General features: G+C 73.1%; 15 protein-coding genes. 6 read left to right on the plus strand and 9 right to left on the minus strand.

Annotation, left to right across the window (positions count from 1 at the left end; all coding sequences use genetic code 11):
- Nucleotide 1: 1 nt before the first annotated feature.
- From ACXJKF_RS04995 to ACXJKF_RS05010, 4 genes are all read right to left on the minus strand, one after another.
- Complete coding sequence (locus tag ACXJKF_RS04995; protein ID WP_456786630.1) at nucleotides 2-2,212, minus strand: carboxypeptidase regulatory-like domain-containing protein; 2,211 nt, start codon at nucleotides 2,210-2,212, stop codon at nucleotides 2-4.
- Nucleotides 2,209-2,781, minus strand: a complete 573-nt coding sequence (locus tag ACXJKF_RS05000) for a DUF4255 domain-containing protein (protein WP_456786631.1) — start codon at nucleotides 2,779-2,781, stop codon at nucleotides 2,209-2,211. Before ACXJKF_RS05000 ends, ACXJKF_RS04995 begins: the two co-directional genes overlap by 4 nt.
- A gap of 118 nt (nucleotides 2,782-2,899) precedes the next feature.
- Nucleotides 2,900-3,292 (minus strand): DUF4280 domain-containing protein, encoded by a 393-nt coding sequence (locus ACXJKF_RS05005; RefSeq protein WP_456786632.1) that lies wholly within the window; start codon nucleotides 3,290-3,292, stop codon nucleotides 2,900-2,902.
- Between the two features lie 4 nt (nucleotides 3,293-3,296).
- Nucleotides 3,297-3,770 (minus strand): septum formation family protein, encoded by a 474-nt coding sequence (locus ACXJKF_RS05010; RefSeq protein WP_456786633.1) that lies wholly within the window; start codon nucleotides 3,768-3,770, stop codon nucleotides 3,297-3,299.
- Nucleotides 3,771-3,889: 119 nt separating this feature from the next.
- Here ACXJKF_RS05010 and ACXJKF_RS05015 point away from each other — a divergent pair, with 119 nt between their 5' ends.
- Together ACXJKF_RS05015 and ACXJKF_RS05020 are read left to right on the plus strand one after the other, a co-directional pair.
- A complete protein-coding gene (locus ACXJKF_RS05015; RefSeq protein WP_456786634.1) occupies nucleotides 3,890-4,348 on the plus strand; it encodes an OsmC family protein in 459 nt (152 codons plus the stop codon).
- Entirely contained in the window at nucleotides 4,348-5,100 is a 753-nt protein-coding gene (locus tag ACXJKF_RS05020; protein ID WP_456786635.1) for a hypothetical protein, read from the plus strand. The genes ACXJKF_RS05015 and ACXJKF_RS05020 overlap by 1 nt, the downstream gene beginning before the upstream one ends.
- A gap of 3 nt (nucleotides 5,101-5,103) precedes the next feature.
- Here ACXJKF_RS05020 and ACXJKF_RS05025 read toward each other — a convergent pair whose 3' ends face one another.
- The gene (locus ACXJKF_RS05025) at nucleotides 5,104-6,093 is read right to left on the minus strand and encodes an aldo/keto reductase (protein WP_456786636.1); all 990 of its coding nucleotides are present in this window, start codon (nucleotides 6,091-6,093) and stop codon (nucleotides 5,104-5,106) included.
- Between the two features lie 35 nt (nucleotides 6,094-6,128).
- Between ACXJKF_RS05025 and ACXJKF_RS05030 the strand changes: the two genes are divergently transcribed.
- The 3 genes from ACXJKF_RS05030 (at nucleotide 6,129) to rocD (ending at nucleotide 8,761) form a co-directional block, all read left to right on the plus strand.
- Nucleotides 6,129-6,611 (plus strand): SRPBCC family protein, encoded by a 483-nt coding sequence (locus ACXJKF_RS05030; RefSeq protein WP_456786637.1) that lies wholly within the window; start codon nucleotides 6,129-6,131, stop codon nucleotides 6,609-6,611.
- 105 nt (nucleotides 6,612-6,716) lie between these two features.
- A complete protein-coding gene (gene ddaH, locus ACXJKF_RS05035; protein WP_456786638.1) occupies nucleotides 6,717-7,562 on the plus strand; it encodes a dimethylargininase in 846 nt (281 codons plus the stop codon).
- Nucleotides 7,559-8,761: an ornithine--oxo-acid transaminase gene (gene rocD, locus ACXJKF_RS05040; protein WP_456786639.1), complete on the plus strand. Its 1,203-nt coding sequence runs from the start codon at nucleotides 7,559-7,561 to the stop codon at nucleotides 8,759-8,761. The genes ddaH and rocD overlap by 4 nt, the downstream gene beginning before the upstream one ends.
- A gap of 158 nt (nucleotides 8,762-8,919) precedes the next feature.
- Here rocD and ACXJKF_RS05045 read toward each other — a convergent pair whose 3' ends face one another.
- The gene (locus tag ACXJKF_RS05045) at nucleotides 8,920-10,077 is read right to left on the minus strand and encodes a CAP domain-containing protein (RefSeq protein ID WP_456786640.1); all 1,158 of its coding nucleotides are present in this window, start codon (nucleotides 10,075-10,077) and stop codon (nucleotides 8,920-8,922) included.
- 192 nt (nucleotides 10,078-10,269) lie between these two features.
- Here ACXJKF_RS05045 and ACXJKF_RS05050 point away from each other — a divergent pair, with 192 nt between their 5' ends.
- Entirely contained in the window at nucleotides 10,270-10,752 is a 483-nt protein-coding gene (locus ACXJKF_RS05050) for an Lrp/AsnC family transcriptional regulator (RefSeq protein WP_146845954.1), read from the plus strand.
- On the opposite strand, the gene ACXJKF_RS05055 is transcribed toward ACXJKF_RS05050, so the two are convergent.
- The 3 genes from ACXJKF_RS05055 to ACXJKF_RS05065 all read right to left on the minus strand — a co-directional run bounded on the left by ACXJKF_RS05055 (nucleotide 10,753) and on the right by ACXJKF_RS05065 (nucleotide 13,343).
- Nucleotides 10,753-11,691, minus strand: a complete 939-nt coding sequence (locus tag ACXJKF_RS05055) for a universal stress protein (RefSeq protein WP_456786641.1) — start codon at nucleotides 11,689-11,691, stop codon at nucleotides 10,753-10,755.
- A 128-nt stretch (nucleotides 11,692-11,819) separates the two neighbouring features.
- Nucleotides 11,820-12,281: an HNH endonuclease gene (locus ACXJKF_RS05060; protein ID WP_456786828.1), complete on the minus strand. Its 462-nt coding sequence runs from the start codon at nucleotides 12,279-12,281 to the stop codon at nucleotides 11,820-11,822.
- A gap of 291 nt (nucleotides 12,282-12,572) precedes the next feature.
- Nucleotides 12,573-13,343, minus strand: a complete 771-nt coding sequence (locus ACXJKF_RS05065) for a C40 family peptidase (protein ID WP_456786642.1) — start codon at nucleotides 13,341-13,343, stop codon at nucleotides 12,573-12,575.
- Between the last annotated feature and the right edge of the window lie 2 nt (nucleotides 13,344-13,345).

Consider the following 13,345-nt stretch of genomic DNA (forward strand, 5'->3'; position numbering starts at 1 on the left):
GTCAGCCGCTCCCGGCGATCGGGAGGTCCTGCGACGTCGCCGACCCGGGCCGCACGACGACGACGGCCGTGGCCAGCACCGCCCCACCGTTGGACACCGACACCGTGTAGGTCCCGGCGGGCAGGTCCGGCAGCAGGTACGTACCGGACCCGAACGCGCCGGACGCCGTGGTGGTCGTCGAGCGGGTGATCGTCCCGTCGGTGGCCTGGACCGTCGCTCCCGCCATCCCGGCGCCGTCCTGCGTCACGCGGCCGGTCACGTCGCCCAGCGCCGAGCTGAGCGTCACGGTCACCGGCGCCGGCGGGCCCGAGTCGGTGAGCGTCACCGGCACGCTCGCCGAGGTGTACCCGTCCTTGGTGAAGGTGAGCGTCACCGACCCCGTCGTCAGGCCCGTGAGCGTGAACGACCCGACCGCCCCGGCCGTCAGGGTCGTGGTGGTCACCGTGTTCGCGGACCCGCCCGCGGTCACCGTCACGCCACCGATCCCGGCGCCGCTCGCGTCGACGACGCTGCCCGTGACCGTCCCCGCCCCGCCGGAGAGCACCACCCGCAGGTCGCTGCGCTGCTCGCCCGGACCGAGGTCGACGACGACCGTCTGCGTGCTGAAGCCCTGCTTGGTGAACGTCAGGACGTAGGTGCCGGGCGTCTTGAGGTTCGGCACGACGAACTGGCCGACCTGCCCGATCGTCGGCGTGCCGACCACCACGGGCTTGCCGTCCATCGTCGTACGCACCTCGACCCCGCCGACGGGCGCCGACCCGTCCGTCACGGTCCCCGAGATCTGACCGGCACCCGCCCCGAGCGTCACGTCGAGCGCGAACCGCGACTGCCCGCCCAGGACGCGCTCGGACAGGCTGCTCGGCTGGTAGCCCTCCGCGACGAACGCCAGCTCGTACGTGCCCGGCGCGGGCAGGCCCGCGAACGTGTACGCACCGGCGCCGTCGGTCGAGGTGACGTACTCCGTCGCGGGGTCCGCTCCGGTCCAGGCGGGCTTCGCGGTCACCTGCACCACGACGGTGCCGGGGGCCTCACCCGTCTCGACGTTCCCGCTGATCGACGCGGGCAGGCCGGTCACCGCCAGGTCCACCCCCGTGGTGACCTGCTGGGCGAGGGCGTCGACCTGCGTCCCTGTACCGAACGAGGTGCCCGACTCGTACCACGCGGTGTCGTACCCCTCCGCGGCGACCTCGAGCAGGTACGGCCCGGGGAACAGCCCGGCCAGCGCGTAGCTGCCGTCGGCCTGCGTGGCCGCCGAGGACACCTCCACGGGTGCGTCCCGGCCCTGCCGCCAGGCCGTGACGGTGACCCGACCGACGCCCTGCTGGTCGGTCGCGCCGAGCACCAGCCCTGTGACCGTCGCGCCGGTGCCCGCCGGGACGGGCCCGTCCTTCGGCATCGCGCCCGCGGGCATCCCCTCGGGCAGCGTCCCCTCCGCCGTCTCCGTGTTCACGAAGAACGACGGCGGCGCCACCTTGGCGTACGGGTCGGCGCCGAGCACCTCGCGCATGCCGAGCACGAACGCCAGTGCCCACGCCGCGAGGATCGACAGCAGGACGAGCGCCGTGAGCAGCCCCCGGCTGAACGTCGACTTCTGCCGGAGCACCAGCTCGACGTCGGCGGTCGTGTCGGTCGCCTGCGCCACGACGCGCAGGGGGCGGTCGCGGTCCGAGCCCAGGAGCTGGCGCGGGCCACGCACGAGCACCGTGGTGGTCGCGACCTCGCCCGCCGGCACCGCGAGCGTCGACGGCGTCAGCGACGTGCGCAGGGTCCGGTCGGTGTCGACCGCCCGCAGCGCGACGTCGAGCGGCACGTTCCCCTCGTTGCGCACCTCCACGGTGAACGCCGCCCGCCCGCGGGTGCGCACGCGCGACGGCGTCGCGGTCAGCGCGAGGCGCGGGTGCGGCGGCACCACCAGGTCGAGGTCGTGGAAGGCCTCCGTCGCGCCCGGGGCGCTGCCCGCGATCACGAACGTCAGCGGGTACGTGCCCGCCGGGAACGCGTCCGGCAGGTCCAGGGTCAGGGTCAGCGCGCCGGACGCCTCCGGGAACAGCGCGAGCGCCCKGGGCTCGGACCGCACGAGCGCCTCCGGCAGGCCGATCGCGCGCACCGACAACGACTCGATGACCTCGGAGGTGTTGATGACCTCGAGCGGGACCACCCCGGAGCTGCCCGGCGACACGTCCAGCCGTTCGACCGTGCTGCTGACCCTCACGGGCTGACGCCCGCCCTGATCGGGACCGTCGAGCCGGAGACGGAGGTGACCTCGGGGGCCGCCGTCTCCCAGTCGTACGCGTCGGCGGCGACCGTGACCAGCAGCGTGAACGACGCCTTGAGCGAGCCGCCCAGCCCGGACCACACGTCGCGCGGCCGGTTGTGGTCGTCGGGGGCGAGCGCCAGCTGGACGGTCGACGACAGCGGCCGCGGGAGGTGGTGGCCGGGGAGCACCTGGTGCGCGAGCAGCCGGGTCAGCGCGTCCCCGAGCAGCAGGTGCTCGTCGCGCGACGAGCCCGCCCACGCGCTGACCAGGTAGGACAGCTGCACCATCGGCAGCGCGTGCCGCCGTTCCGTGGACCCGCCGGCTGCAGGCCTGGTCGACGGCCCGCGCGACGGCTGGTTGCTGCGGGACACACCGTACAGGAAGAGGTTGACGGTCAGCCGGTTGACCTGCGCCGACCACGTGCTCGACGGCGCCTCGAACGAGATGTCGCCCTGCTCGGTGGACAGCGGCAGCGTGGTGCGCAGGAGACGCTCCAGACCGTCCTCGACCACCGGGATCAGCACGGCTCCCCCTGCCCTCGGCGCCACCTCGAATTCCGGCGTGACCAGGCACGACGGGACATCCGCAGGCTATGCAGCGGCCCTCCGCGGGAGCATCGGTAATCGCTACCGAAGTTGCCCGTCAGCCTTCGAGGGTCTTCATCGCCCCCGGGTTGAGGATCTGGATGACGCCGCCGTACGCGCACTGGCAGGTGGCGCCCATCGTGAGCGCGGGCTTGCCGCCGATGAGGGTCTGCGTCGCCCCGTTCATCCACGGCGCGACGGTGGCGGGGATGCACGGCATGGGGGTCAGGACGCCGAGCGCGGCAGCTGTCGCCGCCGCGACCATCGGGTTGGCCAGGCTGGTGCACATGCCGAAGGGCGGGATGTTCGCCCCGGGCATCATGTCGGTGATCGCCGCCGCGGGCTTGCCCTCCACGAGGACGCGCGCCAGCGGCAGCACGACGAGGGTCGACGGTGCGACGCCGAAGCTGCACTGCAGCATCGCCGTCGCCGTCGCAGCGGGCTTGCCCATCAGGTCACCACTGCGTCCCCTCGACGGACTGCGTGAGCTGCACCCCGTCGGTCGTCGTGACGAAGCACAGCGTCGTGCGGTCCTCGTCCTGCTCCCAGCTGCGCGGCGACGGCAGCAGGTACGTGAAGAAGAGCTCCGAGTCCCGGTAGTCGACGCCCACGTAGTCCGCGTACTCCTGCGCGCACGCCCCGTCCGCGAACGACTTCAGTGCGGCCTCGCCGGGGAACGTCTCGGGCGTCGAGTCCGTCCCGGGCTCGGTGTACGTCGCCAGCGCGTACGCCTCCTGCTCGTGCGGCACCTCGCACCCCACCCGGTCCAGCGTCGTGAACGTCGTCGTGATCTCCTTCGGCGCCGTGAAGCAGTCGCCCACCTCGACGTCGAACACCGAGACCTGGTCGGTGTCGTCGCGGTCGAACAGCGAGCACCCGGGGAGCAGCAGCACGACCCCCACCCCCAGCACCCCGTGCCACACCCGCATGGAACCCCCTCGTCGCCGCCGTTCGCAGCCTAGGAGCGGCGCCCGGGCCGTCCATCCGTAGTCATTGCGTAACTTGCGTCCGACAAGAGACCTGCGGCGCCCCGTGGCAGGATCGCGGGATGACGACGGAGCAGACGACAGCGCCCGACATCACCAAGAACGCCGGCGACACCGAGCTGTGGGTGGAGCGCACGGGCACGCGCCTGTACACCGGCCGCAACTCGCGCGGCGCCGAGGTGAGCATCGGCGGGGTCGAGGTCGACGGGGCGTTCAGCCCGGGCGAGCTCCTGAAGATCGCGCTGGCCGGCTGCAGCGGGCTGTCCGCCGACTCCAAGCTCGCGCATCGCTTGGGCGACGACGTCGACGTGGTCATCAAGGTCACGGGCATGGCCGACGGGGGCGAGGACCGCTACCCCGCGTTCGCCGAGGAGCTGGTGGTCGACCTCAGTTCGCTCGACGCCGAGGCCCGCGAGCGCCTGATCACCGTCGTGCACCGGGCCATCGACTCGCACTGCACCGTCGGCCGCACCCTCGACGCCGGCGCCCAGGTCCAGCTGACCGTCACCGGGGAGCGCTGATGCCCGCCCTCATCGAGGCGGCCCTCGCGAAGGCCGTCACCATCCCGTCCTCCACCATCCACGCGCACGTCGAGTCGCTGCGCCGCAAGCACCCGGAGGCGACCCCGGACCAGCTGATCCGCCTCCTGGAGAAGGAGTACCTGCTCGTCGTGCAGAGCACGGGCGGCGCGGTCGGTGCGACGGCGGCGGCCCCGGCGGTCGGCACCGGTGTCGCGCTGGCGCTGACCGCGAGCGACATCGCCACGTTCTTCGGGGCGTCGGCGGCGTTCGCGCTCGCGGTGGCCAGCGTGCACGGCATCGAGGTCGAGGACGCGGACCGCCGTCGCGCGCTCCTGCTGACCACGATCCTCGGCGAGTCCGGGACCAAGATCGTCACCGACGGTGCGGAGCTGACCACCGTCAGCGTCGCCCGCGCGCTGCTGACGCGGATGCCGATGGCCACGGTCCGCAAGGTGAACACCACGATGACCCGGCGCTTCGTCCGCACGCAGGTCACCAAGCAGACCGGGCTGGCCATCGGGCGCATCATCCCGTTCGGCATCGGCCTGGTGGTCGGTGTCGCCGGCGCACGCGCGCTCGGCAAGAACGTGATCGAGGGCGCCCGCCGGGCGTTCGGTCCGCCGCCGCTCACGTTCCCGCGGGTCATCGAGGTGGCGGGGCCGGGCGACAAGCCGGTCGTCCTGCCGGCCGAGGAGCCGAAGCGGCTGCCCGGCCGGTTCAAGGCCATCGGGTCCCGGAAGAAGGCGTCCTAGCTCCTACCAGCGGGCGTGCACGTGCTGGCGGATCCGCCCGTCGTACACCCCGCGCAGCCCGTCGAGGGTCTCCTCGTCGACGGGCGGCAACGACGCCGCCTCCGCGTTGGCGACGGCCTGGGCCGCGGAGCGTGCGCCGGGGATGACGACGGACACCCCGGGCTGGTCGATGATCCACCGCAGGGCGAGCTGGGCCGTCGTGGCACCCGTCGGGGTCAGGTCGGCGACCTCCCGGGCGGCCGCGACACCGACCTCGAACGGAACCCCGGCGAACGTCTCTCCGACGTCGAACGCGCTGCCGTCGCGGTTGTAGGACCGGTGGTCGTCGTCGGCGAACTGCGTGTCCTCGTCGTACTTGCCGGACAGCAGGCCGGACGCCAGCGGGACGCGCGCGATGATCCCGACGCCCTCGGCCGCCGCCAGGGGCAGCACCTGCTCCAGCGGCTTGCGGCGGAACACGTTGAGGATGATCTGCACCGTGGCGACGTGCGGCCGGATGATCGCCTCCAGGGCCTCGTCGACGGTCTCGACGGACACCCCGTACGCGGCGATGCGGCCCTCGTCGACGAGCACGTCGAGGGCGTCGTACGTCGACTCGCGACGGTAGACCTCCGACGGCGGGCAGTGCAGCTGCACCAGGTCGAGGGTGTCGACGTCGAGGTTCTCCCGCGAGCGGTCCGTCCAGGCGCGGAACCACGAGAGCGTGTACGCGTCGGCGACGTGCGGGTCCGCGCGGCGGCCCATCTTCGTCGCGACGGTCAGGCCGTGGTTCGGGCCGCGGGCGGCCAGGAACGAGCCGATGAGCTTCTCGGAGCGGCCGTCGCCGTACACGTCGGCGGTGTCCAGGAACGTCACGCCCGAGTCCACCGCGGCGCCCAGCACCTCCAGCGCCGCCTCGTCGGACACCGAGCCCCAGTCCGCACCGAGCTGCCAGCACCCCAGCCCCACGACCCCGACCGACCGACCCGTACGCCCCAGCAGCCTGCTCTCCATGGACAGGGACGCTACCCGCGCGGACGATGGGGCGCGTGACGAGCCTCCCGATCGACGCCGTGGTCCGGTCCTTCCCGGTCGATGCCACCACGGCGTGGTCGCTGGTGGCCGACCTGCGCAACCACGAGCGCTGGATCCCGCTGACGCGGGTGTCGCTCGACGGGCCTGCTGCCGCGGGCGCGACGGTCACCGCCGTGTCGGGACCGTTCGCGCGGCGCGGGTTCCCCGGGCTCGCTGACGTGATGACCGTCGACCGCTACGACCCGCCGGTCGGCGCGGAGCCCGGGATCGCCACGTTCACCAAGATCGGGCACGTGCTCAAGGGCCACGCGAGCATCGTCGTCGTCCCCGCCGGACCGTCCTCCAGCCGCGTGTTCTGGAGCGAGAACGTCTACCTGGCGGGCCCGCTCCCCCGCCGACTCACCGAGGCGGCGCTCAAGCCGTTCCTCGGCGGGATGGTCCGATACGCGCTGATGAAAGCCCGCCACGAGGCTCGCGCAACGAATCGCCACGTCTAGGTTCATCGACGCAACGGATCGTGCCCCAGCGCGCAACCTGAGTTGCACGGTCCGGACCGTACCGACTCGTAGCCTTGTCGCAACGACACGCCACGAGGAGCACTCATGACCCCGATCGCCCCCGGACGTACCGATCGCCGCTACCTCATGTGCGAACCGGTCCACTACACGGTGTCCTACGAGATCAACCCGTGGATGGACAAGACCAAGTACACCGACGCCGACCTGGCCGTCCGCCAGTGGCGCACGCTGCGCGACGTGTACCTCGACCTCGGCCACACCGTCGAGACGATCGACCCGATCCCCGGCCTGCCGGACATGGTCTACGCCGCCAACGGCGCGACCGTCCTGGACGGCGTCGTCTACTCCGCCAGGTTCCGCTACGCCGAGCGCCAGCCCGAGGGCCCCGCGTACCAGAAGTGGTTCGCCGACCGCGGCTACGTCACGCACACCGCCGGCGAGACCAATGAGGGCGAGGGCGACCTGCTGGTCGTCGGGAACCTGATCCTGGCCGGCACCGGCTTCCGCACCGACCGCGCCGCGCACGCCGAGCTGCAGGAGCTGTTCGGCCGCCCGGTCATCTCGCTCGACCTGGTCAGCCCGCACTACTACCACCTCGACACCGCGCTGGCCGTGCTGTCGAGCGACCCGGCGGACCCGCAGATCGCGTACTACCCGCCGGCGTTCTCGGCCGGCTCGCGTGCCGTCCTGCGCCAGCTCTTCCCCGACGCGGTCGAGGCCACCGAGCGCGACGCGGTCGCCCTCGGGCTCAACGCGGTCTCCGACGGCCTGAACGTCGTCGTCGCCCCCGGCGCCGTCGACCTGGCCGCGGCCATCGCCGAGCGCGGCTACAACCCCATCCCGGTGGACACCAGCGAGCTGCTCAAGGGCGGCGGCGGCGCCAAGTGCTGCACGCTGGAGATCCGGCCCGCAGCCGGCTCAGGACGATGACCCTCTCCGAGGTGCATACCTCCGTCCTCGCCCAGAACTACCACCCGCTGCCGGTCACCCTGGTCGAGGGCCTCGGCTCGTGGGTCACCGACGACGAGGGTCGGCGCTACCTGGACCTGCTGTCCGGGTACTCGGCGCTGAACTTCGGCCACCGGCACCCGGTGCTGACGGCCGCGGCGCACGCGCAGCTCGACAGGCTCACGCTCACGTCCCGCGCGTTCGACCACGAGCTGCTGCTGCCGTTCGCCGAGCGCCTGGCCGCCCTGATCGGCCCGCTGGTCGCGGGCCCGCCCATGGTGCTGCCGATGAACACCGGCGCCGAGGCCGTCGAGACCGCCATCAAGGCCGCCCGCAAGTGGGGCTACGACGTCAAGGGCGTGCCCGCCGACCGCGCGACGATCGTCGTGGTCGACGGCAACTTCCACGGCCGCACCACGACGATCGTGTCGTTCTCCACCGACCCGGACGCGCGGAGCGGCTTCGGCCCGTACACGCCAGGGTTCCGGGTCGTCCCCTACGGCTCCGTCGACGCCGTCCGCGAGGCCATCGACGAGACGACCGTGGCCGTGCTCGTCGAGCCGATCCAGGGCGAGCAGGGCGTCGTCATCCCGCCCGAGTCCTATCTGCCCGGTCTCCGCGTGCTCTGCACCGAGCACGACGTCCTGCTCGTCGCCGACGAGATCCAGTCCGGCCTCGGCCGCACCGGCACCACGCTCGCGTCCGAGGTCTGGGGCGTGAAGCCCGACCTGGTCACCCTGGGCAAGGCGCTCGGCGGCGGGATCATGCCCGTGTCCGCCGTCGTCGGTCGCGCCGACGTCCTCGGCGTGCTCACCGCGGGCACCCACGGCTCCACGTTCGGCGGCAACCCGCTGGCGTGCGCGGTGGGCCTCGCGGTCGTCGGCCTGCTGGAGACGGGCGAGCTGCAGGCCCGCGCCACGACGCTGGGCCTGCACTGGGGCGCCCGCCTCGACGCGCTCGTCGACGAGGGTCTGCTCGCGTCGTCGCGCCGCGTGGGCCTGTGGGCCGGTCTCGACGTCACGCCGCCGACGACCGGCCGTCAGCTCTGCGAGCGCCTCCTGGCGCGCGGCGTGCTGGCCAAGGACACCCACGGCAGCACCATCCGCCTGGCCCCGCCGCTCACGATCACGCTCGAGGACCTCGACCTGGCCACCGACCGCCTGACGGAAGCCCTCCGCTGACCCGAACAGCGTCCGCACATTCGCGCAACCGAACGCGCGCACGTCCGCACTCGTGAGGGCTGGGACCTGCACGAGTGCGGACGTTGCGCCACGGCACAGCGCGACGTCCGCACTCGTGGGGGTGGGAGCCCACTCGAGTGCGGACGTCGTGGTGCGTGCTAGCTGAACTTCACTGCGCCGAACAGCCAGCCGTTCAGGCCGGCGCCGCCGACCGCCATGCTCGACACGTCGGTGCGGCGCATCTGGGCGTCGTGACCCGGGGACTGGGACCACGCGGAGACCATCGACGACGCCGAGCCGTTGCTCACGCAGGCCACGATGTTGTCACCGCCGGAGTGCCAGATCCCGCCGGTGTTCGCCATGGTGATCGCGTGCGACACGAGGCTGCCGCTGCGGGAGACCGACAGCTCCGGGAGCCCGAGCGACGACCGGTAGGCGTTGATCGCGGAACCGATCGCGGAGACGCTCGACTCGCCCGCGCCGGATCCGCCGGACCCGTTGCAGACCTTCCCGCCGGCCGGGATGCCGCCGGCCGACTGGACGGGCGCGGAGCCCGGAGCGGCGTTGGAGGCGGGCGGCCGGGCGGTGGACCGGGTCGGCGCCTTGGTGCTGGCGCGTGCAGCGGCTGCGGCCTGCGCGGCGGCCGCGGCGGCGGCCTGCTCGGCGGCGATGCGGGCGTTCTCGGCTGCCTGCCACGCGGCCTGCGCGTCGAGGGCGGCCTGCTCGGGACCGGCGACGCCCGTCACGAGCGTGAGCAACGACCGCACGCTGACGTCCGGGGCGGCCAGAGCGGCGGCGACAGCCGCGGCCGCGGCGGAGAGGGCCGCCCGGGGGGCGTCGCCCGCGTTCGGGACGGCGGCGAGGGTGGCGTTCGCGTGGTCGACGGCCGCCTGTGCCGCGGACGTCGCGGCGGAACGGGTGCCCTTGTACGCCGCCTGGGCGACGACGAGGTCGGTGCTGCGCCGGACGGCGGTGTCGAGCGACGMGGCGAGCACGTGCTCGTCCACGCGTGCCCCGGCGGCGAGCGCCTCGGCCTCGGCCCGCTGGGCCCGCTGGTCGGCCGCGTAGACGCCACCGCCTGCCGCGACGGCGAGCACGACACCCGCGGCCAGGCCGACCCAGACAGCCCTACGGGCCCGGATCGACCGCGGAGCGGCGGGAGCCTGCTCGGGCTCGACGAGAGGGGAGGGTGGAGCGTGCGGTGTCGGGACGTCGAGGACGGCCGGTGGATCCGCGATCACCGGTGTCGGTGCACTGATCACCGACGGCCGCTGGCTCGGCACCAGATCGAGCCTCTTCTTGGTCTCCTTGACCACGTCGCCTCCCCCTCATCAGACCCCGCTGCTTGGGGCCTCCCCTGATGTCGGCACGTGCGGCGCCCGCCTTGAGGCAAGATGCCGCATTTGTTGAATCCCCCGTTCGGCGTATTGCGTGCACATTGTCATTGTTTGGACCACCCCACCAATCGAGAGCATGTCGAGCGTGCGAGGGCGACGGGGTCCGCGATGATGAGGGACGTGACGGACGACTCCGGGCTCGACGCCCTCGACACCGCGATCCTGCGGGTCCTCGCGCTCGACGCCCGGGCGACGTTCGCGCAGGTCGGGGAGCAGGTCTCTCTGTCCGCGCCGGCCGTCAAGCGGCGCGTCGACCGGCTCCGCGAGCGCGGGGTCATCCGCGGGTTCACCGTCCGGCTGGATCCCGCGGCGATGGGCTGGCAGACCGAGGCGTTCGTCGAGCTCTTCTGCCAGGGCTCCACCAGCCCGGCGACCATGCGTGCGGCCGTCGAGCACTACCCGGAGGTCGTGGCGGCGAGCACCGTGACGGGCGACGTGGACCTCATGGTGCAGGTGCGTGCGCGGGACATGCGGCACCTGGAGCGGGTGGTCGAGCGGCTCGCCGCCGAACCGTTCGTCGCCCGGACCCGCTCGACCGTGGTGCTCTCGGCTCTGGTCCGCCGCCCGGACGTCCCCCCGGCGCCGGCAGGCTGACTACCCCGCGACAGCCTCCGCGGTGGCGCACCGGTTGGTGACCACCATGACCGGGCAGTCGGAATGGTGCAGGACGGCCTGGCTGGTGGAACCCAGCAGCAGTCCCGCGAACCCGCCGCGGCCGCGCGAGCCGACGACGATCAGGTCCGTCGCGACGGAGAACTCCGTGAGCAGCTCCGCGCCCGTGCCGTCGAGCGCGATGCGTCGCACCGTCAGGTCCGAGACGTCGGCCAGGGCGCGGTCCACGACGACGTTCAGGCCCTCGGTGACGTCCCGCAGCACCTGCTCGTGGTCGACGGCGGCCGGCAGCCACGCCAGGACGCCCGACATCGAGCCCACGGGAACCCCCGCGACCGCGGTCAGCTCGGCACCCCACGCCCGGGCCTCACCGATGGCGTACCGCAGCGCGTGCTCCGCCTGCACGGACCCGTCGACGCCCACGACGATCCGCTTCACGGGCCGCGGAGCCGGGATGGGCGCGTCGTCGGGCAACGTCTTGCCGGCCTCCCGCAGGGGCACGACGACCGTCGGGCAGTACGCGTGCGCAGGCAGGGCCGACGACACCGTGCCCAGCAGCCGGTCCGCGAACCCGCCACGCCCCCGCGTCCCGACGACCGCGAGCCGCACGGAGTGCGACATCTCGACGAGGACCCCCGCGGCGTCGCCCGTGAGCACCTTGGCGCTGACGGCGACTCCCATCGAGGACACCCGTTGCGTCGCCTCGGCCAGGACCGCCTTGGCGCCCTCCTGGATCGCCGTGTCGTCCAGCGCCGCGTACCCGCCGTCGAGCGAGGCGGCCGTGAAGGACGGGAGCGAGTAGCTGCAGACCAGCCGGACCGCCCACCCGTGGGTCCGGGCCTGCGCCGCCGCCCAGTCGAGCGCGTGCAGGCTCGCCGCCGAACCGTCCACCCCGACGAGGACCACATCGTCACGCGTCATCCGGAGCCTCCGTGCTCGTACCGAGCCCGCCGTGCGCTCGTCCCAGTGTCCCCCCACGGGCGCGGCTGCGCACCCATGAGTAGCCGGAATGATGCCATACGTTGGTGGATCCTTGACGAAGACGAGAGTCAGGCGACCACGTACGTCGACCACAGGGGCTCGGAGCGCACCGATGTGGTCCCGAACGCCACCGACCACCGCGGAGCACGGGGGACGAACGGCAGCTCCCAGCCGATCTCGTGCAGGAGCCGGTCGGCCTTGCGGTGGTTGCACCGCACGCAGGCCGCGACGACGTTGGTCCACTCGTGCCGGCCGCCGCGCGAGCGCGGGTGCACGTGGTCGACGGTGTCGGCACCGCCCCCGCAGTACGCGCACCGGTGGTCGTCGCGCTGGAGCACCGTGCGACGCGTGGGGGGCACCGGACGGCGCACGGGGACGTGCACGTAGCGGGTCAGGCACAGGACGACCGGCAGGGGCACGGCGACGTGCTCGGAGTGCAGCACGCGGCCGTCGGTCTCCAGCACGGTCGCCTTGCCGGTCATCACGAGCACCACGGCACGCCGCAGGCTCACGATGCACAGCGGCTCCATGCTGGCGTTGAGCAGCAGGGTGCGTGCTCCGGACGCGATCAGCCCTGGTGAGCCGACCTCGGACACTGCCCCACCGACGGCCTCGGTGGACAGCTTCGACGCATTCATGAGCACGGCGTTCTCCCGACCTCGGGGGTCGGACCGGCTGGCTGCCGGCCCGGCGAAGCGAAGCAACTCACGTGGTGCACGGCCAGAGTACGCGCCGCCCCCGACGGAGGGCCGCACCCCGGCCGGAATGCGACGAGGCCCCGACGACCGGTGTCGTCGGGGCCTCGTCAGCGGAAGGCTKGGTCAGCCGATCCGGATGAAGACGGGAGAGCTCTGCCAGATGGCGCGGAACTGGACCGTCTTGCCCGGGCGGGGCGAGTCGATCTGGTCGTTGCCACCGGCGTAGATCGAGATGTGGCCGGGGCTCCAGATGAGGTCCCCAGGCTGGGCGTCCGCCCGCGAGATGACGGTGCCGGCGGCCTTGATCCCGCTCGACGTGCGCGGCAGCGAGATGCCCAGCTGGCCGTACACGTAGGAGACGAAGCCCGAGCAGTCGAAGCCGTCGGGCGACGAGCCACCGGACACGTACGGGGTGCCCACGTAGCGGGCGGCGATCTCCAGGACCGCGTTGCCGGCGACCGACTGCGGCACAGCGGCGCTGGTGGCCTCCGCGGCGACCGGGGTGGTGGCGGCACGTGCGGCGCTGCGCGACGTCACGGTCGCCGTCCGGACCGGCGGCGGCGGCGGCGGCGTCTCAGCCGTGACCACGGGGGCGTCGAACGTCCACGCGGCGTCGACCGGAGCGGTCACCACCGGGGAGGTGTTCAGGACGGCCCGCGCCGAGGCGGTCAGCGCGGCGGTGTCGACGGCAGGCAGGGCTCCGGCGTCACCCCCCGTCGCTGCGCTGGCGGACGAGCCGAGCATCGAGACGACGAGTCCCGACGTGCCGACGACGACAGCAGTACGGCGTCCGACGGTTCCCATCTGGTCCGAGGCAGCCGAAGCGAACTCAGTCAGTGGCGTCGAAGGACGGCGCGCCGCACGATGGCGGGCGCGAGGGGTGCTCACGGTCACGC

It is taken from the genome of Cellulomonas sp. P5_C5, from assembly GCF_054049655.1.